This window comes from Flavobacteriales bacterium (assembly GCA_016716605.1).
Classification (GTDB): domain Bacteria; phylum Bacteroidota; class Bacteroidia; order Flavobacteriales_F; family PHOS-HE28; genus PHOS-HE28.
The window spans coordinates 2513177-2536159 of sequence record JADJWA010000001.1 but is presented as its reverse complement, the minus strand read 5'-3'; the positions used below and the strand labels follow the sequence as shown (position 1 = coordinate 2536159).

22 protein-coding genes and 1 other RNA gene are annotated in these 22983 nt (G+C 63.9%); 15 read left to right on the top strand and 8 right to left on the bottom strand.

Annotated elements, in window-relative coordinates:
* Positions 1–81: 81 nt before the first annotated feature.
* From IPM12_10165 to IPM12_10135, 7 genes are all read left to right on the top strand, one after another.
* Positions 82–1929, top strand: coding sequence for a RecQ family ATP-dependent DNA helicase (locus tag IPM12_10165; GenBank protein ID MBK9148163.1), 1848 nt, complete (start codon positions 82–84; stop codon positions 1927–1929).
* Entirely contained in the window at positions 1926–2522 is a 597-nt protein-coding gene (locus tag IPM12_10160; GenBank protein ID MBK9148162.1) for a DNA-3-methyladenine glycosylase, read from the top strand. The genes IPM12_10165 and IPM12_10160 overlap by 4 nt, the downstream gene beginning before the upstream one ends.
* Positions 2523–2539: 17 nt before the next feature.
* Positions 2540–3469, top strand: coding sequence for a methionyl-tRNA formyltransferase (locus IPM12_10155; GenBank protein MBK9148161.1), 930 nt, complete (start codon positions 2540–2542; stop codon positions 3467–3469).
* Positions 3466–3867 (top strand): cupin domain-containing protein, encoded by a 402-nt coding sequence (locus IPM12_10150; protein ID MBK9148160.1) that lies wholly within the window; start codon positions 3466–3468, stop codon positions 3865–3867. The genes IPM12_10155 and IPM12_10150 overlap by 4 nt, the downstream gene beginning before the upstream one ends.
* A 209-nt stretch (positions 3868–4076) precedes the next feature.
* The gene (locus IPM12_10145) at positions 4077–4352 is read left to right on the top strand and encodes an HU family DNA-binding protein (GenBank protein ID MBK9148159.1); all 276 of its coding nucleotides are present in this window, start codon (positions 4077–4079) and stop codon (positions 4350–4352) included.
* 62 nt (positions 4353–4414) lie between these two features.
* Complete coding sequence (locus IPM12_10140; protein MBK9148158.1) at positions 4415–5092, top strand: RNA methyltransferase; 678 nt, start codon at positions 4415–4417, stop codon at positions 5090–5092.
* A 100-nt stretch (positions 5093–5192) separates the two neighbouring features.
* Entirely contained in the window at positions 5193–5420 is a 228-nt protein-coding gene (locus IPM12_10135) for a 30S ribosomal protein THX (GenBank protein MBK9148157.1), read from the top strand.
* Positions 5421–5481: 61 nt separating this feature from the next.
* Here IPM12_10135 and pdxH read toward each other — a convergent pair whose 3' ends face one another.
* On the bottom strand, positions 5482–6129 hold the full coding sequence (gene pdxH / locus IPM12_10130; GenBank protein ID MBK9148156.1) for a pyridoxamine 5'-phosphate oxidase: 648 nt from the start codon (positions 6127–6129) through the stop codon (positions 5482–5484).
* Between the two features lie 92 nt (positions 6130–6221).
* Here pdxH and IPM12_10125 point away from each other — a divergent pair, with 92 nt between their 5' ends.
* The 4 genes from IPM12_10125 to IPM12_10110 all read left to right on the top strand — a co-directional run bounded on the left by IPM12_10125 (position 6222) and on the right by IPM12_10110 (position 11003).
* Positions 6222–8024 carry a M1 family metallopeptidase gene (locus IPM12_10125; GenBank protein MBK9148155.1) on the top strand — a complete coding sequence of 601 codons (1803 nt, stop codon included), beginning with the start codon at positions 6222–6224 and terminating at the stop codon, positions 8022–8024.
* 26 nt (positions 8025–8050) lie between these two features.
* The gene (locus IPM12_10120) at positions 8051–9175 is read left to right on the top strand and encodes a hypothetical protein (GenBank protein ID MBK9148154.1); all 1125 of its coding nucleotides are present in this window, start codon (positions 8051–8053) and stop codon (positions 9173–9175) included.
* 41 nt (positions 9176–9216) lie between these two features.
* Positions 9217–9606, top strand: coding sequence for a hypothetical protein (locus IPM12_10115; GenBank protein ID MBK9148153.1), 390 nt, complete (start codon positions 9217–9219; stop codon positions 9604–9606).
* Positions 9607–9713: 107 nt separating this feature from the next.
* Positions 9714–11003 carry a beta-lactamase family protein gene (locus tag IPM12_10110; GenBank protein ID MBK9148152.1) on the top strand — a complete coding sequence of 430 codons (1290 nt, stop codon included), beginning with the start codon at positions 9714–9716 and terminating at the stop codon, positions 11001–11003.
* Between the two features lie 199 nt (positions 11004–11202).
* Here IPM12_10110 and rocD read toward each other — a convergent pair whose 3' ends face one another.
* The 4 genes from rocD to ffs all read right to left on the bottom strand — a co-directional run bounded on the left by rocD (position 11203) and on the right by ffs (position 14333).
* Entirely contained in the window at positions 11203–12474 is a 1272-nt protein-coding gene (gene rocD, locus IPM12_10105; GenBank protein ID MBK9148151.1) for an ornithine--oxo-acid transaminase, read from the bottom strand.
* Positions 12475–12503: 29 nt separating this feature from the next.
* Positions 12504–13622, bottom strand: coding sequence for a hypothetical protein (locus IPM12_10100; protein MBK9148150.1), 1119 nt, complete (start codon positions 13620–13622; stop codon positions 12504–12506).
* Positions 13623–13729: 107 nt separating this feature from the next.
* On the bottom strand, positions 13730–14155 hold the full coding sequence (gene mscL / locus IPM12_10095; GenBank protein ID MBK9148149.1) for a large-conductance mechanosensitive channel protein MscL: 426 nt from the start codon (positions 14153–14155) through the stop codon (positions 13730–13732).
* Positions 14156–14234: 79 nt separating this feature from the next.
* Positions 14235–14333, bottom strand: an RNA gene (gene ffs / locus IPM12_10090) — signal recognition particle sRNA small type.
* Between the two features lie 79 nt (positions 14334–14412).
* Here ffs and IPM12_10085 point away from each other — a divergent pair.
* Positions 14413–15222, top strand: coding sequence for an SDR family oxidoreductase (locus IPM12_10085; GenBank protein MBK9148148.1), 810 nt, complete (start codon positions 14413–14415; stop codon positions 15220–15222).
* Positions 15223–15225: 3 nt separating this feature from the next.
* Positions 15226–16110 (top strand): hypothetical protein, encoded by an 885-nt coding sequence (locus tag IPM12_10080; GenBank protein ID MBK9148147.1) that lies wholly within the window; start codon positions 15226–15228, stop codon positions 16108–16110.
* Here IPM12_10080 and IPM12_10075 read toward each other — a convergent pair.
* On the bottom strand, positions 16099–17529 hold the full coding sequence (locus tag IPM12_10075) for a dicarboxylate/amino acid:cation symporter (protein MBK9148146.1): 1431 nt from the start codon (positions 17527–17529) through the stop codon (positions 16099–16101). The two genes, IPM12_10080 and IPM12_10075, sit on opposite strands and share 12 nt — an antisense overlap.
* A gap of 796 nt (positions 17530–18325) precedes the next feature.
* Here IPM12_10075 and tnpA point away from each other — a divergent pair.
* Positions 18326–18778 carry an IS200/IS605 family transposase gene (gene tnpA / locus IPM12_10070; GenBank protein MBK9148145.1) on the top strand — a complete coding sequence of 151 codons (453 nt, stop codon included), beginning with the start codon at positions 18326–18328 and terminating at the stop codon, positions 18776–18778.
* 263 nt (positions 18779–19041) lie between these two features.
* On the opposite strand, the gene IPM12_10065 is transcribed toward tnpA, so the two are convergent.
* Complete coding sequence (locus IPM12_10065) at positions 19042–20199, bottom strand: glycosyltransferase family 4 protein (protein ID MBK9148144.1); 1158 nt, start codon at positions 20197–20199, stop codon at positions 19042–19044.
* 112 nt (positions 20200–20311) lie between these two features.
* Positions 20312–21427, bottom strand: coding sequence for a glycosyltransferase family 4 protein (locus IPM12_10060; protein MBK9148143.1), 1116 nt, complete (start codon positions 21425–21427; stop codon positions 20312–20314).
* A gap of 104 nt (positions 21428–21531) precedes the next feature.
* Between IPM12_10060 and IPM12_10055 the strand changes: the two genes are divergently transcribed.
* Positions 21532–22983, top strand: a complete 1452-nt coding sequence (locus IPM12_10055) for an MBOAT family protein (GenBank protein ID MBK9148142.1) — start codon at positions 21532–21534, stop codon at positions 22981–22983.

Genomic DNA, 22983 nt, shown 5'->3' with positions numbered 1-22983 from the left:
AAGGGCCAGTGCCAAATGTAGAGGGCCTGCCTTATGTGAACGGCGCAATGTAGCCCCCTGCCACGAAGGAACCGTAACGACATGCTAGGCGCTAGAGCACGCAGGCAGCCTTTGGATGTTCTCCGTCAGCATTGGGGCTATGACGGCTTCAGGCCAGGGCAGGAAGCGATCATCGCACGCGCGCTCGAAGGGAAGGATACGCTTGCGCTGCTGCCCACAGGCGGGGGCAAGAGCATCTGTTACCAGGTGCCCGCCTTGTGCATGGGACAGCTCTGCGTGGTGGTCTCGCCCTTGATCGCGCTGATGAAGGACCAGGTCGAAGGCCTGAAGCGGCGGGGCATCACGGCCCGCGCGCTCATCGCAGGCATGAAGGCAGCTGAGATCGATAATGCGCTCGAGGCGGCAGCGATGGGCAAGCTCGCCTTCCTCTACCTCTCGCCCGAGCGATTGGTCACAGACCTGCTCAAGGCCAGGCTTGCACGTCTTCCCATCGGCCTGCTCGCGGTTGATGAAGCGCACTGCATCTCTCAATGGGGGCACGATTTCAGGCCTGCCTATCGGCGCATCGCCGAGACCCGGGCGCTGCTGCCCAAGGTGCCTGTGCTCGCGCTCACCGCCTCGGCCACGCCGGCCGTCGCGGCTGACATCATGCAGCAGCTCACCTTCACGGAGGGGCGGCTCATGCGCTCCTCATTCGCGCGCCCGGAGCTGGCTCTATGGGTGAGCCGCGGCGAGGACCGCACCGGCCGCATGCTGCGCATCCTGCGCGAAGTGACGGGCAGCGCGATCGTGTACGCCCGCGAGCGCAAGGCCACGGTGCGCATCGCGCAGCTCCTTTCGGAGCATGGCATTCCTGCCGCCGCCTACCATGCCGGCCTCGGCACGGCGGAGCGTGATCGCGTGCAGCGCGAATGGACCGAAGGGAGGATCCGCTGCGTGGCCGCCACCAACGCCTTCGGCATGGGCATCGACAAGGCCGATGTGCGCTGCGTGATCCACCTCGAGCCCCCTCCGGACCTAGAGAGCTACTACCAGGAGGCGGGACGCGCCGGTCGCGATGGCCAGGAAGCCTGGGCATTCCTGATCACCGGGCCCGGCGATGCGGACCGAGCGCTGGAGCGGCTGCGCAACAGCTTCCCGCCGCTCGAAACGGTCCGCCTGGTGTATCAAGCCTTCGCGGATATGCACGCCATCGCCATGGGTTCCGGCCTGCATGAATCCTATGCAGTGGACATCAGCGCACTTGCACAGCGCACGGGGCTGCGCGCCCCCGTGGTGGCTAATTCACTGAAGGCGCTGGAGCTCGATGGCCGCATCGCATTGAGCGAAGGCGCGCACAGCCCGTCGCGCGTGCTCATCACGGCCGACCATGCAAGCGTGCACCGGCTGCGCGTGAGCGATCAGCGCCTCGGGCCGGTGATCGAGATCCTGTTGCGCTTGCATGGCGGCTTGTTCGAGGAAGCCACGCTTATCGACGAGGCCCGCATCGCACGGCTGCTCGGCAACCCGGTTGAATCAGTGAACAAGCGGCTGAGGGACCTCGATCGGCAAGGCATCCTATCCTATCAGCCCCGCATCGATGCGCCCCTGGCCACCTTGCTCCAGCCCCGCACCGATGCCGCCAAGCTCACGCTCGATCCCGCCGCACTGGCCGATCGACGGAAGCGCGCCGCAGAGCGATTGGCTGCGATGCTCGCCTTCGCGGATGGCACCTCAGCCTGCCGCATGGGCAGCGTGCTCGACTATTTCGGCGAGCATCTCCAGAGCGATTGCGGCCGATGCGACAGTTGCCGACGCCATGCGAAGAAGGCCGCTGCATCCGGGGCCGACGCATCATTGTCCATGGAGCCGTTGGCCGGATACGCGCGCGTAACCCCTGCCGAACGGGCGCTGCGCGATGAGTACGGCGATGGCCCTGCGACGCCATGAGCACCTTGCTGCCACGCGCATTCTATACCCGGAGCGCTGCGGTCCGCATCGCGCACGAGCTGCTGGGCAAGGTGCTGGTGACCGCATTCGAAGGCGCTCGCACCAGTGGCATCATCACGGAGACCGAGGCTTATGCCGGCGTCAACGACCGCGCTTCGCATGCCTTCGGCGGAAGGAGGACCGCCCGCACCGAAGTGATGTACGCACAGGGCGGCACCGCATACGTTTACCTGTGCTATGGCATTCATCATCTCTTCAATGTGGTGACCCACGGGCGCGGAACCCCGCACGCGGTGCTGATCAGGGCGATGGAGCCGCTGGAGGGAGTTGAGCGAATGCGCGCGCGCCGCAACGGCCGTGTGCTCCGGACGCATGGGCCGGGCCTGGTGAGCGCAGCGCTCGGGATCCGCACGTCGCATACGGGTTGCGACCTCATCGCAGGACCGATCACCATCGAGGATCACGGCATCGTGCCCAAGCGAAGCGCGATCGTCATAGGCCCGCGCGTGGGCGTTGACTATGCCGGCCCGGACGCACTGCTGCCCTATCGGTTCCGCGTAGCACCTTCGCACCCTTCACCGTGGAAGGGATGAACCAGCGCATCGCATTCATGGGCACGCCCGATTTCGCCGTGGGCAGCCTGCGCGCGCTGCTGGGAGCGGGCATCGAGGTGGCAGCCGTGGTCACGGCGCCCGATCGCCCTGCTGGTCGCGGGCGGAAACTCCGCATGAGCCCCGTTAAGCGATTCGCGATCGCGCAAGGGCTGCCGGTGCTCCAACCGGAGAAGCTGCGCGACCCGGCTTTCCTGCAAGCGCTCGATTCCCTTGGCGCCGACCTCTTCGTGGTGGTGGCCTTCCGCATGCTTCCTTCCGCGGTGTGGCAGAAACCGAAGCTGGGCACCATCAACCTCCATGGCTCCTTGCTGCCCGCTTACCGAGGCGCCGCACCGATCAACTGGGCCATCATCAACGGTGAACAGCGCACCGGCACCACGACCTTCTTCATCCGTGAAGAGATCGACACCGGTGATATGCTCGATCGCACGGAGGTCGCCATCGGCCCGGAGACCACCGCTGGCGAACTGCATGACGCGCTCATGCTGGCGGGCGCGGCATTGCTCGTGCACACGGTGCAACGCGTGCTGCGAGGCGATCGCAACTGCACCCCGCAACCCGATCCGGAAGGCCTTCCTACGGCGCCGAAACTGACTCCGGAGAACTGCCGAGTGCGTTGGGACCAACAAGCGGCCCGTGTGCATGACCTGATCCGCGGGCTCTCCCCGTACCCCGGAGCCTGGACCATGCTCGAGCGCCCCGATGGACGGCACGAACGCTTCAAGGTCCTGCGCACAGCCCGAAGTGCCACCGGCCCTGTGAATTCCGCCCCTGGTGCGGTGCTGGTGCAGCAAGGAATGATGATGGCCGCATGCGCCGATGCCTGGCTCACCATCCTGGAACTGCAGCCTGAAGGCCGCACGCGCATGAGCGCGGCAGACTTCCTGCGCGGGGCGGGATCGCTGGACAACTGCCGATTCGCATGACCGCTTTTCGCATCACGATGATCATCGCAGCCGCGTCTGCAAGCATGGCGGCGGCGGCCCAGCGCTTCCACATGGCCTTGGCACCGTGCGGCAACGGCCCGGCGAACAGCGTTGTGCCGCTGCATAGCGACAGCCTCTGCTCCTCGTTCCTGATCTGCGTGCCGTTGGAGGTGAAGGCGCACTACCATGCACGGCATACGGAGCACGTAGTGGTGCTCGAGGGCGAAGCGGAGATGCTGCTCGGCGACTCGGTATTCACGGTGCGGGCGGGCGATGCCGTGGCCATCCCGAAAGGCACGGTGCATGCGGTTTCCACGCGATCAGACGTTCCATTGAAGGTGGTGAGCGTGCAGTCGCCGCACTTCGACGGGAGCGACCGGGTGCCCGTGGAACGTTGAATCAACGCTTTCGGCGAAGCCACCGGAGATCAACAGAGTGCGATTCCTGAAACCCTTGCTGGCAGCGGGATACAGGGCGACTTATGAACAAACCCCCTGATTTTTCAACATTCTCCGGCTATCCGCTCGGAAACCGTTGACAGGCGCGGGTTCCCGGATAGCTTTGTACGCGAGTTCACAAACCAACAACTCACCAACACAACACGACCATGGGTAACAAAGCAGAACTGATCGAGAGCATCGCCAACGACGCGAAGATTTCCAAGGCCGATGCGAAGCGCGCACTCGACGCCTTCGTGGGCAACACCACCAAGTCCCTGAAGAAGGGCGAGCGCGTGACCCTCGTGGGCTTCGGCACCTTCAGCATCACCAAGCGCGCCGCTCGCAAGGGCCGCAACCCTCAGACCGGCAAGGAGATCAAGATCGCTGCCAAGAAGGTGGTGAAGTTCAAGGCCGGCGCCGACCTCGCCAACCGCGTGAAGTAATCCCCTTCCGCTACCGGGAAAGCCCCTCGCATCGCGGGGGGCTTTTCTTTTGCGGCGCTTCCATGATCTCCGACCGCGACCTGTACGAGCGCCTATGCGCGTTCATCACGCCCAACAAGCGCGCGCTCTTCGAACGCATCTCAGCGGAGCGCACGCGCCACATCACCTGCGTCCTTGAGGACATCTATCAGGCGCACAACGCGAGCGCGGTGGTGCGCACCTGCGACCTGCTCGGCATCCAGGACCTGCACATCATCGAGAACCGCAACAAGTACACGGTGAACCCCGACGTGACGCTGGGCTCATCGAAGTGGGTGGACATGCATCGCTGGCGGGAGCAGCCCGACAACACGGCGCGCTGCATCGCCCACCTGAAGGCGAAGGGCTATGCGATAGTCACCACATCACCGCGCGCCACTGAATGCACGCCCGCCACCATCCCGCTTGAACGGCCGCTCGCCTTCTGCTTCGGGACGGAGCTCACGGGCGCCAGCGAAGCGCTCATCGGGCAATCGGACCTTACGCTGCGGATCCCGATGCATGGCTTCACCGAGAGCTACAACATCAGCGTATCGGCCGCCATCACTTTGTACACGGTGATGGAACGGCTGCGCGCGTCGAGTGTCCCATGGCGGCTCGACGAAGCGGAGCTTGATGCGCTGAAGCTGCGGTGGGCGCGCAAAGTGGTGCACAGCGCGGCGCACCTCGAAGAGCGCTTCAGGCAGGAGCCAGGCGCCTGATCCTTTTCGACATGCGCGGGTTCACAAGGGCAGCGGCTCACCACGGGCCAATCTCAGCCGCACGATACTTTCGCCGCGCAACCAACAACCTCGAAGCACAATGGGAAAAGGTGATCTCAAGACGAAGAAAGGCAAGCGCCGTATGGGCAGCGCGGGCAAGACGCGCCCCAGCCTGCGCAACAAGCGCCGCGCCGCGCGCAAGGCAGCAGGCAGCGCCAAGCCGGCCAAGAAGGCCGCACCGAAGAAGGCCGCCAAGAAGGCTCCTGCTGCGAGCAAGGCCGCTCCGAAGAAAGCCGCCGCCAAGAAGGCTGCGCCGAAGAAGGACTGATCGCGCAATGCTGATCATGCAGAGCCCCCCGGCGATCCGGGGGGCTCGCTATTGAACGCCTTCAGGGCTGCAGCCTGACACGCAGCCATTGGCCATCACGGAGGGCCTCGAAGGCGATGCGGTCGTGCAAGCGGCTGGGCCGGCCCTGCCAGAACTCGATGCGGGCGGGGCGCACGCGATAACCGCCCCAATGCAGGGGCCTGGGCACCGCTTCTTGATCCTTGAAACGGTCGGTCCAGCGCTGGTAGCGCTCTTCCAGGGATGCACGGTCGGCCACGGGCCTGCTCTGGTCACTGCTCCATGCGCCGATGCGGCTCTCGCGCGGCCGAGATGCGAAGTAAGCGTCGCTCTCCTCGGCGGTCACATGCTCGGCTCTGCCTTCGATGCGCACCTGCCGCTCGTGAGCGGCCCAGAAGAAGGTGAGCGCCACGCGCGGGTCGCGCTCAAGGTCCATGGCCTTGCGGCTGTTGTGATTGGTGTAGAACACGAAGCCCTGCGGATCGAAGGCCCGCAGCAGCACCATGCGGCAACTGATGGTGAGCGTGCCCATGCTGGCCATGGCCATGGCGTGGGGCTCGGGCAGCCCATCACCGATCGCATCTTCGAGCCAGTGGCCGAAGAGCGCGATGGGATCCTGGCCGGCATGCTCCTCCAAGAGCTCGGCCTTTCCATACTCCACGCGATGATGCAAATGCCGTTTCTCGCTCATGGCTCCGTGTTTGGCGCGGCGAAAGATATCCGACGGTGAACGCTGCGCACCAGACGGAACTCATGCACTCACGAGGCATTTACCTTGCCCGCATGTTGCGCATGCCATTTGTGGTTCTCCTGATCGCAGCACATGCTGCAGCGACGGCCCAGCTGCAGGATGGCAGGGACGCATTCAACAAGGCCGATACACTCAGGGGAAGCCTCGGTCCGTATCGAGCGTGGTGGAACGTGGTCGGCTACGATGTCACAGTGAAGCCAGATTTCGTGGCTCGCTCCGTCGAAGGCCGCACCATCATCGCCTTCGATGCGGTAAAAGATGGCCAGCGCTTGCAGATCGACCTGCAGCAGCCGCTCCTCATCGACAGCATCCTCACGGACGTGGCTACCTATAAGGATGGAACCATCGGCGTGAGCTACCGGGCCGTTCCATTCCATCGCGACGGGAACGTGGCCTGGGTGGAGCTGCCGCAGCCCATGAAGAAAGGCGAGGCCTCCACCATCACCATCCACTACCACGGGATCCCGCGCGCCGCGAGGAATCCGCCGTGGGATGGCGGCTGGATCTGGAAGACCGACGCGCGCGGGAACCCGTGGATGAGCGTGGCCTGCCAGGGCCTCGGCGCCAGCGTATGGTACCCCTGCAAGGACCACCAGAGCGATGAGCCCGAGCAAGGCGCCAATCTGCGCATCATCGTGCCCGACAGTCTGCAGGCTATCGGCAATGGGGGGTTGCGCAGCACCGTGAGGAATGGCGATGGCACGAGCACCTGGCATTGGCAGGTGAGGAATCCGATCAACACCTACAACCTGGTTCCCTACATCGGGAAGTACGTGCAGCTATCCGACACGTTCGCAGGCACGGAGGGAAATCTCGACCTGGCCTTCTGGATCCTGCAGCACCATGCTCCATGGGGCCAAGGTGAATTCCGAGGGAACCGCGAAGAGGATGAGCAATGGCTGCGGAAGGCCGCGACCCAATTCAAGCAAGTGCCGGAAATGCTGGGATGCTTCGAGGAGTGGTTCGGCCCCTATCCGTTCTATGCCGATGGCTACAAGCTGGTGGAATCGCCGCACCTCGGCATGGAGCACCAGAGCGCCATCGCCTACGGCAACGGATTCATGAACGGATACCGCGGCAGCGACCTGAGCGGCACGGGCCATGGGCTGAACTGGGACTACATCATCATCCATGAGAGCGGGCACGAGTGGTTCGGCAACAGCATCACCACGGCCGACATCGCCGACATGTGGGTGCATGAGGGCTTCACCGATTACAGCGAGACCATCTTCACCGAGTGCCAGCAGGGCAAGCAGGCCGCCGAGGAATACGTGATCGGCCTGCGCAGGAACATCCGCAACGACAAGCCCATCATCGGCCCCTATGGCGTGAACGAGGAAGGCAGCGGCGACATGTACTACAAGGGCGCCAACCTGATCCATATGATCCGCCACATCGTTGGCGACAGCACCTTCAAGGCCATGCTGCTGGAGATCAACCGGCGATTCAAGCACTCGATCGTCACCAGCGCGCAGATCGAGGAATTCATGATCGACTTCAACGAGCGGACGAAGTCGCTGCTGAATAAGGGCATCTTCGATCAATACCTGCGCACGAACAAGGTGCCGGTGCTGGAGTGGGGGCGGTACAAGAACCGCGCTTATGCGCGATGGTCCAACTGCGTTCCAGGGTTCAGTCTGCCGGTACGCCTATCATGCTCAGACGGTGAGCTACTGACGCCGCTCTCCACATGGCGAAGCCTTCCCTGCGACCGGTTGGAAGGAATAGAGCAAGCCGACCGCAATTGGTACGTCATGAGCCGGGCAGTCGGCAAGCGCGCGCTGAAGCGGGAAATCAGCCTGCAGAAGCGGAGGATCCCTCACATCAAGCCATAGAGCAAAACGCACGTACTTTCGGAACCATGCGTTCGGTACTTCTCTGCATCGCGGCGCTATCTCTAGGGACCTCCTCCCCCGCCGCCACCTTCACCATCACCCATTTCGGCACGCCGGCCAATGCGCAGCCCGCCATCGAGCGCGCGGCGGAGATCTGGGGCAGCATCCTGGTGAGCGATGTACCCATCAAGGTGGCCGTGAGCTGGTTCCCGCTCGGGGCTTCGGCCCTGGGCGTCACCTTCCCGAATGGGCGCAAGGATTTCCTGGGAGCGCCGGCCGATTCAACCTGGTATGCCACCGCGCTGGCCAATAGCATCGCGGGCGTGGAGCTCAATCCCGGCGAGGATGACATCAACGTCTATCTCAACAGCGGCACCAATTGGTACTTGGGCCTCGATGGCAACACGCCAGCCGGCCAGCACGACCTGGTGACCGTGGCCATGCACGAGCTCGGGCATGGCCTCGGCTTCGTCGGCCTCGCGAAGAAGGTGGGCAGCGAGGGTTCCTTCGGCCAAGTGCTGCTCGCCGATTTCGCGCCCCTGATCACCACCTTTCCATGGCCGGAGCAAGAAGGGCTGCCTGGCATCTTCGACCGCTACCTGCAAGCCCCCACGCTCGAGTTGCTCGTTGATGCGCCGAATCCTTCGGTGGCGCTCGGCTCCTACTTCACCAGCAACCAATTGCGCTGGAACGGCGCCCATGCCCTCGACGCGAGCGGCGGCGCCGATGTGCGCATTTACTCCCCTTCCTCCTTCGCCCTCGGCAGCAGCTGCGTGCACCTCAATGAGAGCACCTACCCGGTCGGGAATCCGAATGAGCTGATGACCCCATTCAGCAGTGCCGGCAATGCCAACCACTGGCCAGGACCCATCGCCATCGGGGTAATGCGCGACATCGGCTGGATGGTGAACGCGGTAAGCGTGCCTGAGCGGCAAGCCGAACCATCGTGGGGCTTGGCCCTCATGCCTGATGGCCGCCTGCATCCCTTCGGGCTCGGAGCCGGCGAGCGATTGGTCATTCTGGATGCCCTCGGCCGCAGGCTGCTGGAAACACCTGGCAATGGCCCTATCGTGCCGACGGGCTGGAGCAGCGGCCACTGCATCGCGTTCCGCATGGCCACACGCGAAGCCCGGCGCTTCGTGGTTCCTTGATGCGCTTGCCGCCAGTGGCCATTCCTCTACTTTAGCGGGCCATGATGCGCTCCCTGATTGCATTCATCCTCCTGCCAGCGCTGCTAGCCGCGTGCAGCACCCACAAATACGTGGCGGCCAGTCATCCCAATGGCAAGCCCGAAGTGATCGTGTACATGAAGGGCAAGGGCGAGGAAGCGGTGAAGGTGATGGAGAAGGTGTACTACCCGAACGGCAAGCTGGAGTACATCGGGCAGTTCCAGAACGGCGTGGAGCATGGCTTGTGGACCTACTACTATGAGAGCGGCACCAAGAAGTACGTGGAGCATTGGGAGAATGGCGTAGAGCATGGCATCCACTACGACTACAGCCCCGATGGCCAGGTGTACCGCGAACTGCATTACGACAAAGGGCGCTTGGTGAAGGAGGTGGACCGGAGCAAGCCGCAATAGCGCCACGAAGCCGGGGAATGCGGCGAAGGAGGTGCACGCGGCGAGCTGCGCTGACGCGATTGAACCTTGAGGCCCGGTCCGTGTCGATGCCCCTGAACCACCGCCCCATGAGAATCACCTGCCTACTCGCCGGCGCCGCCGTCGCAAGCGCCATCAACGCGCAGACCTATTACCCGCCGCTTGCGGGCAGCACGTGGGAAACCGTTGATCCCGCTGCGCTCGGCTGGTGCACGGACGAGGTACCCGCGCTCCTCGATTTCCTGGAGCAGAGCAATACGAAAGCCTTCATCGTACTCAAGGATGGCCGTATCGCCATCGAGCACTACTTCGGCACCTTCACGCAAGACAGCCTCTGGTACTGGGCCAGCGCCGGCAAGAGCCTCACGGCCTTCCTGGTGGGCAAGGCCCAGGAAGAGGGCTTCCTCGATATCGATCAGCCCAGCAGCGAATTCCTCGGTGCGGGCTGGACCAATTGCACTGCGCAGCAGGAAGAGCAGATCACCATCCGGCATCAGCTCACCATGACCTCCGGGCTCGATGATGCTGGCTCGGACAACGACTGCACCGACCCCGCCTGCCTCGAATGCCTGGTGGAGCCCGGAACGCGCTGGGCGTACCACAACGCACCTTACACCCTGCTCGATGGCGTGATCGAGGGCAGCACCGGTCAAACCCTTAACAGCTACCTCTTCAACAAGCTCACCCTTCCCACGGGATTGCAGGGCGCGTTCGTCCAGCTCGATTACAATAACGTGTTCTTCAGCAAGGCGCGGGCATTGGCACGCTTCGGCCTGTTGTGCTTGGACCAGGGCAACTGGAACGGAAACGCCGTGATGGTTGACGCCGACTACTTCAATGCCATGGTCACGCCTTCGCAGTCGTTGAACCAGTCCTATGGCTACCTGTGGTGGCTCAATGGCCAGAGCAGCTACATGCTGCCCGGCTTCCAGGTGCAGCTGCCCGGCATGCTCTGCCCCGCCATGCCCGCTGATGCCTATTGCGCCATGGGCAAGAACGGCCAGCTCTGCAACGTATCGCCCTCCACCGGCCTCGTGGTGGTGCGCATGGGCGACCTGCCCGGCGGGATCTTCGTTCCCAACGTGTACAACAACCAGATCTGGGAGCAGCTCAACAACGTGATCTGCACCAGCACCGCCACGGCCGAATCGATCCGCACAGGCGACGTGCTGCTTTCCCCGAATCCGGCATCGGACCGGATCAAGCTCCCAGCAGCAACCGGCATTGCTGAAGTGATTGGCGCGGATGGCCGCAGGCATGCCATCACCTTCGTGAATGGAAGCGCGGATGTGACCGCGCTTGCTTCCGGCAGCTACGCGCTGCGATTCGTCAATCAGTTCGGGTATCCGTTCGTAGCCCGGCTCATCATCGCGCATTAAGCGAAAGGCCTGTTGCCGGGCGCGATGATGGCACAGGCCATGGGGCGGCAGGCTTCCTGATCGGACACGGCGCATACCTAGGCCTGCCGGGTGGACCTTCTCAGGATCATTGCGCATTGAGCCGCGCAACAGCGTCCAACAGCGAATGACCACCGCTTATAGGCAGCACGCGGCGCAGCTCATTTGCCTTCGGATTTCCTCACGCGAACTGTCGTACGCTGAGCGCAATGATCGCGCAGGCCTCCAGCACTTGCTCTTCGGTGATCACCAGCGGCGGCGCGAAACGGATGATGTCGCCGTGGGTGGGCTTGGCCAGCAGGCCATTGTCGCGCAGCAAGAGGCAGAGCTCCCAAGCGGTCTTCGGTGAGCCATCGGGCGCGGTGCGCGATTCGATCACGAGCGCGTTCAGCAGGCCCTTGCCGCGCACCCCCTTCACGAAGGGATAGGCATCCACCAGCTTTTGCATCTCCGCGCGGAAGAGCTTGCCGAGGCGCTCCGCATTGGGCGTGAGGCCTTCGTCCTTCACGATGGCGAGCGCTTCCATGGCGATGCGCGCGCCCATGGGATTGCCGCCGTAGGTGCTGCCGTGCGTGCCGGGCGTGAACACGCCCATGACCTCGTCGCTCGCGAGCACGGCGCTCACCGGGTACATGCCGCCGCTGAGGGCCTTGGCCAGGATCACCGCATCGGGGCGGCGGGTAGGATCCTTCTCTTCATCGGGCACGCTGCAGAGCAAACGCCCGGTGCGCGCGATGCCGGTCTGGATCTCGTCGGCGATGAAGAGCACCTTGCGGGCCTTGCACGCAGCGATGGCCTTCGGGATGTAATCGTCGGCCGGCACGTACACGCCCTTCTCGCCCTGGATCGGCTCCACGAGGAAGGCGCACACGTTGGGGTCTTCCAGCGCTCGTTCAAGAGACGGGATATCGTCATAGGGGATCACCTCGAAGCCGGGGGTGAACGGTCCGAAGCCGCCTTGGCTGTCGGGATCGGTGCTCATGCTCACGATGGTGATGGTGCGCCCATGGAAGTTGCCCTCGCACACCAGCACCTTGGCCTGTCCGGCCGGGATGCCCTTCTTCTCGTAGCCCCACTTGCGCGCCATCTTGATCGCGGTCTCCACCGCCTCGGCGCCGGTGTTCATGGGCAGCATCTTGTCGTAGCCGAAGAGCTCGCAAACGGTCTTCTCGTATTCGCCGAGCACGCTGTTGTAGAAGGCGCGGCTGGTGAGCGTCATGCGCTCGGCCTGCTCCTGCATCACCTTCACCAGGCGCGGGTGGCAATGGCCCTGGTTCACGGCACTGTACGCGCTGAGGAAGTCGTAGTAGCGCTTGCCGTCCACATCCCACACGAAGACGCCCTTGCCGCTGTCGAGCACCACGGGCAGCGGATGGTAGTTGTGGGCGCCGTAGCGCTCCTCGAGGTCAATGGCGCGCTGCGACTTGGAGAAGGTGCGGGTGAGTTGGGGCATGGCCCGCGAAAGTAACGGGACCGCTGCTGCTACATCTCAGGTGCGAAGCCCCGCAAGCGCTCGGCAATGCGCCGCGCGGCGAGGTCGGTGAGGCGGGCAGCGCCCTCACGCGCCAGATCGGCCTTGGCGGCGCGCACCTGCTCGCTGAGGTGGATGCGCCCGGTCTGCGCGTCGATGAGCTGAACCTGCACCTCGAGGTCGCGCTTGAGCAGGTCGTCGTACTTGGTCACGCGGCCCGTGAGCAGGTAGCGCGCGCCGAGGAGCTTGCCGGCCTGCGCCATCTGCTCGTTGTAGTTGCCGCTCATCTGGCGGCGCTGCTCGGCCAGGACCACATCGGTGCTGCCGCGATCGATCAGTTGCAGGAAGGGGTCCTTCAGCGCGAGCAGTTCGCGCTGCACGAGGCCGGCCAGCTCCGTGTCAACCGGTCCGCTGCCGATTTCGAAGCCCATGATGGTGCGCTTGGCTCGCGATTGCTGCACCGGCAGGTAGGCCAGCGTGAAGCGTGCTTTCTGCCGACAGGCCTCCATGCGGGCCATTACATCGCGGTGGGCGGCATCGATGGCGGATACGGCGGTGTAGCGCTCATGGGCCTGGCGCCAGAGGCCGAGTTCCTCGGCACGAAGTGCCTCGCGGTACAAGGGTTCGGCTTCGGCCATGCGGATCAGGAAAGGCGCCTGCTTGTGCGCGGGATTCAGCTGCAGGCATTGGCGCGCCAGGGCGATGGCCTCTGGGAATCGGTCCGCGCGCAGCTCGGCTTCGGCTTCTTGGTAGCGCGCTTCGGCCTCGCGGTTCTTGGCTTCGTTGCGGGCATCGTCCACCTCTTGGTTCCAGCGCAGTTCAATCCCCTTGAGGGCGATGCGCTGACGGAAGTCCACGGCGGTCTGGCGGTCGCGGTCGCCTTCGGCCAGGCCAGCCATGCGGTAGCTCATGATGGCAGCGCTCATGCGATCGTCGAGCAGGCGTTGCGCGGTGCGCGCATAGCCTTCGCGGGCCTGCAGGCTATTGGGCTTGCGGTCCCAGGCCTCGAGGTAAGCGGAGGCCGCCGATTCCAATTGCGCGGACTGCTCCAGCACTTGCGCCTGCTGCAGCGCGCGCTTCGCGGCACAGCCGCAGAGCAGGAGGGCGAGGGCAAGGATCGCGGGGCGCATGGCGGCGAATGTATTGGCCAAGCATCGTGCCGATGGAAGGGCGAACGGGCCTTGAAAGCAACGAGCCCCGCCGTGGTGGCGAGGCTCGCGCGGGAAACGGAGAGCGGTTACTTCTTCAGCGCGTCGCGGATCTCCATCAGGAGCATCTCCTCGTTGGACGGACCGGCGGGCGCAGGCGGCGGCTCGGCCTTCTTCATGCGGTTGATGGCCTTGATCACCATGAACATCACGAAGGCGATCACGAGGAACTCGATGGCCACGGTGACGAAGGAGCCCCATTTCACGGCGACCTCGGCGACAGCCGGCACCACGTTGCCAGCGGCGTCCGCTGATTCGGCCGTTGCTTTGGTGAGCACGAACTTCTTGTTGTTGAAGTCAACGCCGCCGGTGAGCTGGCCGATAATAGGCATCACCATGCCGTCGATGAACGCCGAGGTGACCTTGCCGAAGGCCGCGCCCATGACGAAGGCCACGGCCATATCGACCAGGTTGCCCTTCATCGCGAACTCTTTGAATTCCTTCATCATGCCCATGTCTCAGTTGGTTTTGGTTCGGGTCGAAAATAGATGCAGCGCCGGTTAAGAGCCGTGCAGTTGGGGCGGCAGAAAAAAAGAGGGGCAAGCGATCCGCATCGCACCGCTACAACCGCCTGCCCTTGCTGCCTTCCGGCCCTGGGGGATTCGGCGGGAGCTGGTCGTACGGGACTTGCCCCGGCGCGAATGTAGGGAGCATGGCAGCAATCGGGTCCGCGCGGCGAACCATTCAATCACCCGCTTCTACCTTGCCCCGCATGGGGAGCTACGCGAAGCGCGTGCTGGTGACCGGCGCGAGCAGCGGCCTGGGCAAGGCCATGGCCGAACGCTTAGTGGCGCAAGGGCATTCCGTAGTGGGCACTGGAAGGCGCGTGGACGATGGCGCGGTCGCCAACGGGGTAACGCTGGTGCGCATGGACATCACCGATGAGGCCTCGGTGCGGCACGGCGTGCAGGAAGCGCTCACACGACTGGGCGGCATCGACGTGCTGGTGAACAACGCCGGGCTCGGCATCCAAGGCCCCGCGCAGGACATTGAACCGGGATTGGCCATGCGGCTGCTCGACACCAACGTGCTGGGCGCTCATCGCCTCTGCCGTGCCGTGCTGCCCGGGATGCGCGCGCAGAAGAGCGGGCTCATCATCAACATCACCAGCGTGGCGGCCAACTTCGGGCTGCCCTACCGCGCCTTCTACAGCGCGAGCAAAGCGGCCCTGGAGCGCTACGGCGAAGCCTTGGCCATCGAGGAGGAGCGCTTCGGCATCACCGTGGTGAATGTGCAGCCCGGCGAGTTCCGCACGCCGATCGCCGAAGGCCGATTGAGGCCCGAGCGCATCAGTCCGGAGCACGAGCCGGGCTACGCGCGCGCCATGGAACTACTGGGCGGAAGCATGCATTACAGCCGCGACCCCGACGAGCTGGCCCGCGTCGTGGCGCGCATCATCGCCGCGCCGAAGCCCAAGGCCACCTACCTCGTGGCGCAAGGCGTGCAGCGCATCAGCGTGCTGGCGAAGAAGCTGCTGCCGGGCCGGATGTTCCAACGCATGGTCGGCAAGCACTATCAATAGCCGATGGTCTCCTACGACCCCTCCGACTGGTTCAAGGCGCTCGCCCTCCATAAGGCCGACACCTTCCGCAAGCTCTGGCCATGGCTCATCCTGGTGGGGGCCTTCACCTACGGGATCGGATTCATCGAGCTGCGGCGCATGGGCCTTGGCGATGAGAGCCTGGTGAAGAACCTGCCCGTGATGCACAGCCTGCTGGGCTTCGCGATCAGCATGCTGCTGGTGTTCCGTACCAACACCGCGTACGACCGATGGTGGGAGGGCCGCAAGCTCTGGGGCCAGCTGGTGAACGCCAGCCGCAACCTCGCCGTCAAGCTCGATGCGCTGCTGCCCGAGGACAAGGACGCGCGCGCCTTCTTCGCCAAGCTGATCCCGCTCTTCGCGCATGAGCTGCGCCTTCACTTGCTGCGCGAGAAGACGCGTCTGGAGCTGGATTCGAAGCCGCACCCGGAGATCCCCGACTTCAACCGCAGCAAGCATGTGCCCGCACAGATCGTGCAGCTCATGACCGCGCGCGTGCGCCGCATGCTGAAGGAAGGCGTCATCAGCGGCGAGCAGCTGCTCACCGTGGACCGCGAGCTGGCGCAATTGCTGGAGATCTGCGGCGCCTGCGAGCGCATCAAGAACACACCCATCCCCTACTCCTACAGCAGCTTCATCAAGAAGTTCATCGTGATCTACGTGCTCACCCTGCCCTTCGGCTTCGCGTTCACGCTGGGCTGGATCGCCGTGCCCGTGGTGATGTTCATCTTCTACGTGATGGCCAGCCTCGAGATCATCGCCGAGGAGATCGAGGACCCCTTCGGCAAGGACCAGAACGACCTGCCGATGCAGCGGATCGCGGCCACCATCAAGGGGAACATCGAAGAGGTGCTCGAATCAGGAGCCTGAGGCCACGGCCTCCTCATCCGGGAAGAGCTTCTCGCCTTGGCTGTGCGCCACGATGCTGCAGCAGGCGGCATCGCCGGTCACGTTCACCACGGTGCGGCACATGTCGAGCAGGCGGTCAACCGGCAGGATGATGGCGATCCACGCCGGGTCGAGGCCGAGCCCCGTGAGCACGATGAAGAGCGTGATGAGGCCCGCACTGGGCACCGCAGCGGCCCCGATGCTCGCGAGCGTGGCGGTGAGGATGACGCCGAGCTGCTGGCCGATCGAGAGATCGACCCAATGGAATTGCGCGAGGAAGATCACGGCCACGGCCTGGTACAGGCTGGTGCCATCCATGTTCACCGTGGCACCGATGGGCAGCACGAAACTCGCCGTGCTCTTGCTCACGCCGATGCGCTCCTCCACGCACTCGATCGTGGCGGGCAAGGTGGCGGCGCTGCTGCTGGTGCTGAAGGCGAGCAGCTGCGCCGGGCTGATGGCCTTGAGGAAGCGCGCGAACACGTTGCGGCGCATCAGCAGCGTCATCACCACGGGATAGACCAGGAAGACCATGAGCGCCAGCCCGATGAGCACGGTGAGGCTGTAGCCGGCCAGCGACTTGAACAACTGGAGCACGGCCGCCGGGTCATCGCCCGCGATGCGCGACACCACGCCGGCCATGAGCGCGAACACGAACCAGGGGGCCGCGCGCATCACCACGTCCACCATCTTCATGAACACCTCGTTGAGGCCGTTCACCAGCGACACCACGGGCGCGGCAGCTGCCGCCGGGACCATGAGCAGCACGATGCCGAAGAAGAGCGCGAAGAAGATCACCTGCAGCATCAGGGCATTGTTGAAGCTGAGGAAGATGTTGCTGGGCACCATGTCCACGAGGAACTGGAGCGGACCGCCCTGCACCTGTTTCGCCTGCTCCACCTTGCCCATGAGCGCGGGATCGGGCGGCGAGGCCTTCCGAGCCGCGAGCACCTCGGCCACCAGTGCGGCATTCGCAGGGTCGCAGCTCACGCAGCGGCCATCCTTGGGCTTCTCCACGCTGGCGGTCTCCTGCACCCAGAGCTCATAGCCGATGCGGTTGCGCAGGCGCTGGGCATCATCCGACCATTCACCGGGCTTGATCACATTCACCAGCAAAAGGCCCACGCTGATGGCCATCACCGTGGTGGCGAGGTAGAGCGCGAGCATGCGCAAGCCGGTGCGCCCCAGCTTGGCCACATCGCCCAATCCGCTCACCCCGCTGATGATGCTGAAGAGCACGAGCGGGATCGCGATGAGCTTCAGCAGATTGATGAAGATGTCGCCGAAGGGCGCGATCCAATCGAGGGTGAATTCGCTGAAGCCGAGCGTGCTGCTGGTCACGGCCCAGATGATGCCGGCACCGAGGCCGATGAGGATGCGCAGCGGGAGCGATGCCTTCATGGGGCCAAGATGGGGAATCCTCGAATGATCGATGACAGCCTCAAGGGTGGCCGTCAATTCACACTTGGCGCGATTAGGTCTCATCGGGCCTTCAGCCCTCCAATACCCTTTCGCGTCCATTGGCTCGCGCCACTGGCGCAAGCCGCTATCTGGTCGGGCTTTCAGCCCTCAGATTCCCTGTCCTCGTTATCCACTCGCTTCGTGGCGCATGCCGGGAGCTCATCGGGCCTTCAGCCCTCCAATACCCTTTCGCGTCCATTGGCTCGCGCCACTGGCGCAAGCCGTATCTGGTCGGGCTTTCAGCCCTCAGATTCCCTGTCCTCGTTATCCACTCGCTTCGTGGCGCATGCCGGGAGCTCATCGGGCCTTCAGCCCTCCAATACCCTTTCGCGTCCATTGGCTCGCGCCACTGGCGCAAGCCGCTATCTGGTCGGGCTTTCAGCCCTCAGATTCGCTGTCCTCGTTATCCACTCGCTTCGTGGCGCATGCCGGGAGCTCATCGGGCCTTCAGCCCTCCAATTTCCTATCGCGTCCATTGGCTCGCGCCACTGGCGCAAGCCGCTATCTGGTCCGGCTTTCAGCCCTCAGATATTTCCCCGTTAACGCAGCATCCGGCGCTGCCAGAAGCAACCAGCAGTTCCAATTCCACGGACGTGACATATGGAAGGCTTGAAGGGCCGACCACATCCCCGGCGGCACCCGTGGTACGGCCGTTTCACCAGCATAAGCATCAGGAGGGCTGAAGGCCCGACGAGACCTGATCAAACCTAAATTCACAGCAATAACCCCCTGCTCCATGCCCCAATCACTCGGCAACATCATCATCCATGTCACATTCAGCACCAAGCACCGAGAGCCCTTCCTCCACGACGGAATCAAGCAGCGCATGCACGAGTACCTCGCCAGCATAGTGAGGAACCATGGGTCTGAGTGTTATCGGGCCGGGGGCATCGAGGACCATGTGCATCTCGCGATTCGTCTCGCACGGACCATGTCGGTTGCTGATCTGGTGGAGCAAGTCAAAACGGGGTCCTCGCGCTGGGTGAAGACCCAGGACGAACGATGCCAGAAATTCGCTTGGCAAACGGGGTATGCTGCGTTCTCAGCCTACTATATGGATGTTGACCGACTGCTCGCGTACATCGATGGACAAGTCGAGCATCATCGTCGTCAATCCTTCCAGGACGAGTATCGGAGCCTACTCATCGATAATGGCATTGACTTCGATGAGCGGTACGTCTGGGATTGAGTTCATCGGGCCTTGCGTGAACTAAGGCTTGCACCACGGGCGCAAGCCGCTTTCTGGCCAGGCTTTCAGTCCGTTGCTATTTCCCCGTTAGCAAAGCATCCGGCGCTGCCAGAAACAACCAGCATTTCCAATCCCATGAACGTGACAAATGGTAGGCCTGAAGGGCCGACCACATCCCCGGCGGCACCCGTGGTGCCGCCGATCCACCAGCCCAAGCATCGGGAGGGCTGAAGGCCCGACGAGACGCAGGGAATGAACTTCAATCAGCTGCGCTCAACAAGACGCCCTGTCCCTCGCGCAACGCGCTCCAGGATCGCCTGCAAGCCCGCGATGCTGTCCTCCACGCGATGCTCGCGCTCGGCCTTCGCACGGCCAGCGCGGCCCAGTTCACCTGCGAGCTGCGGATCACGCGCCACGCGCTCCAGGTTCATGGCCATGGCCTCCACATCGTGCTCATCGCAGAGCAGCCCGTGCTCCTCATGCACCACCACATCACCGATGCCCGCATGCCGCGTGGCCACCACGGGGATGCCCGAAGCCATCGCCTCGAGCACGGCCACCGGCGTGCCCTCACAATCGCCATTGAGCGCGCGCACGCTGTGCAGCACGAAGGCACGTGCACCGCGCAGCAGCGAAGCGACCTCATCAGGGCTCAGAATCCCAGGCAACTCGACGCGTCCGGCCAAGGGCGATGAACGCACCCGCTGCGCGCAACTCTCCCACAACGGACCTTGACCCACCATGGTGAGCTTGGCCTCGGGCACGCGCTCCACGAGGCGCTCGAAGGCGCTCAGCGCGAGGTGCGGCGCTTTCTTATCGACGAAGCGGCCCACGAACAAGAAATGAGGCGGCGTGCGGGCTGGATCGCCCATGGCGAAGCGCTCGGCATCGACTCCGCAACTGTTGCGCACCACTTTCTCGCGCAGCGCGCCCAAATCCAATAGCTGCTGTTCCATGCCGCGGCTCACCACCACCAATGCGCTGGACTGCGCGAAGAGCGCGCGGTAGTCGTGGTGGGCCTTGATCACCGCATCAACATGCGCATCGAAGCCGTGGAAGTGCGCCACGAGCGGCACGCCCGCCAAGGCGCATGGAGCGAGCATGGCGTGGGCCGTGGTGCCGTATTCGGCGAGCACCACATCAATGCGCGCCCGCCGCAGCACGGCCGCAATGCGCCGCACCAGGATGCCATCCTGATCCGTGCGAAGCGCGCGTGCAGCAGCCTGATCGCGCAGATAAGCGAACGCCCCTTTCCCGCGCAGCACCTTTCCATTCACCACATGCGTGGGCAACTCACCTCCGGCAAGCACCAGTTCCACGCCTTTCAATCGTTCGATGTGCGCGGCGATGAAGGTCTCGCTCCAAGCATTCTCCTTCGGCGTTACAATGGCCAGTCGGATGGGTGCTGCCGTTGCGCTCATGCCATTTCGCTTTCAGGACCTACGCAGCGCTGATGGCCACGGACCACGCAGTTGAACGGAGAACCATCCAATGCGGACTGCGGGCTCATAAAGTTGGCACTCATCCGGGCGTTCATTTCACAGCGCCTTCTAGCACGGACTGCAAGCGAGCGATGCTGTCCTGCACCCGATGCTCCTGTTCTGCCTTCGCGCGACCGGCCCGTCCCATCCGGCCCGCCATATCCGCATCGCGCGCGATGAGTTCCATGTTCCTCGCCATGCCCTCCACGTCAGCTTCGTTGCAAAGCAGCCCATGCACCTCATGCTGCACCACGTCGCCTATGCCTGCATGACGCGTGGACACCACCGGGATGCCCGTGGCCATGGCTTCGAGCACGGCCAGTGGCGTGCCTTCGCAATCGCCGCTGAGGGCGCGCATGCTGTGCTGCACGAAGGCCCGCGAGCCGCGCATCAAGGCGGCGATCTCCTCGGGGCTGCGCACACCAGGCAGATCAACACGACCGGCCAATGGCGCGGATGCCGTGCGCTGCACGCAACTCTCCCAAAGAGGCCCCTGCCCCACCATGGTGAGCCGCGCCTCGGGCACGCGCTGTACCACCCGCTCGAACGCGCTCAGGGTGAGGTGCGGCGCCTTCTTGTCGACGAAGCGGCCCACAGCCACGAAATGCGGCGGAGCTTGAACGGGATCACCGGCGGTGAAGCGCTCCACATCGATGCCGTAGCAGCTGTATACCAGCTTCTCGCGCGGGGCGCCGAGGCGCAGGAGCTGTTCCTCCATAAAGTGGCTCACCGCAATGATCGCCTTAGCCTGCGCGAAGAGCGCTCGATAACCACCCTTCTCATCGATCACCACCTGCTTGTGCGCATCGAATCCGTGGAAGTGCGCCACCATGGGGACCCCTGCCCGCTTGCAGGCCTCGCGCATGGCATCAGCAGTGGAGCCGTACTCGGCCAGCACCACATCGATGCGTGCCTTGCGCAGCTCGGCGGCGATCCGCCGCGAAAGCAACCCGCGTTGATCTGTGCGGAGCAGCCTGGCCATGAACTGATCGCGCGCGAAGGCGAAGCCTCCATGATGGCACAGCTCGGGACCATTCACCACCCGCTTGGGCAATTCGCCGCCGGAAAGCACGAGCTCCACGCCGGCAAGCCGCTCAATGTGCGCAGCGATGAAGGTCTCGCTGTACACATTGTGGCTGGGTGTGGCGATGGCGATGCGCAAGGGCATTTCAGGTCGGCAAAGGTGCGCATCCAACCGATCTCCATGCTGCGTCCGTTTGAGCCGGTGTATCCCGGCTCGCTTTCTTCGCGCCGCTGTAGCGGCGACCAGGCATGCTGTTCAACTCGATCGAATTCGCGGCATTCCTGCCTTTGGTGCTGCTGCTGTTCTGGCCCCTTGATCGGCGCTCGCACCGCTTGGGCAACCTCTGGCTGCTGGCGGCCAGCATGTTCTTCTACGGCTGGTGGGACTGGCGCTTCCTTGGGCTGGTGTTCTTCAGCGGCGCCTTGGATTACGTGGCCGCACTCGGCATCGCGCACGCGAAAAGCCCTCGTGGCCGGAAGCAATGGCTCGCAGCAAGCCTGATCGGCAACCTGGGCTCATTGGGCTTCTTCAAGTACTGGGATTTCTTCATCACGGCCTTCAGCGATGCCTTCACCCTTTTCGGACAGCCATTCAGCCCAACCACGCTGGGCATCGTGCTGCCGGTGGGAATCAGCTTCTACACCTTCCAGAGCCTGAGCTACACCATCGATGTGTACCGCGGGCAGCTGCGCGCCGAGCGTGACCCTGTGGCCTTCGGCGCATACCTGATGTTCTTCCCGCAGCTGGTGGCGGGCCCCATCGAGCGCGGCACAGCCTTGTTGCCGCAATTCCAGAAGAGGCGGGTGTTCGATTACACCCAGGCCATCGATGGCTCCCGGCAGATGCTCTGGGGCTTCTTCAAGAAGATCGTGATCGCCGACCAATGCGCCCCGATCGTTGACCGGATCTTCAACGACCATGCAGCGAGCGGCGGCGGTGAGCTCGCCTTCGCCGCCATCCTCTTCGCCTTCCAGATCTACGGTGATTTCAGCGGGTACTCCGACATCGCCATCGGAGCGGCCCGGCTCTTCGGCATCTCGCTGATGCGGAATTTCGCGTACCCCTATTTCGCACGGGACATCGCTGAGTTCTGGCGACGGTGGCACATCTCGCTGAGCACCTGGTTCCGCGACTACCTCTACATCCCCTTGGGCGGGAGCCAAGGGTCGATGAGCAACCGCGTTCGAAACACCTTCATCATCTTCCTGGTGAGCGGCTTCTGGCATGGCGCCAACTACACCTTCGTGGCATGGGGCGCGCTCCATGCCTTGTTCTTCCTTCCGCTGCTCCTGCAGGGAACCAACCGCAAACGATTGTCCGCGCCCGAAGGCTGGCTACCCTCCCCGGGCGATGCACTGCGCATGATCATCACCTTCGCCCTGGTGGATTTGGCGTGGATCTTCTTCCGCGCCCCTGACCTATCCACAGCATTGGAGATCGTTCAACGGATCCCGACAGGCCTGGCCACCCACCCCGGCCAATTGGCGCTGCTTGCCCGGGACCTTCTCACCCGTGGGCCCATGCCTTTCGTTTGGGCGATGCTTGCCGTCGAATGGTTGCAGCGAAGCCACGCGCATGGGCTGGCGGCGATTGAACGTACGCTTCCGCGCAGCATCCGGTGGGCCGTGTACTATGCGCTCGCGATCGCGTCGCTCGTGCACACCGGCCGTGAGGTCTCCTTCATCTACTTCCAGTTCTGA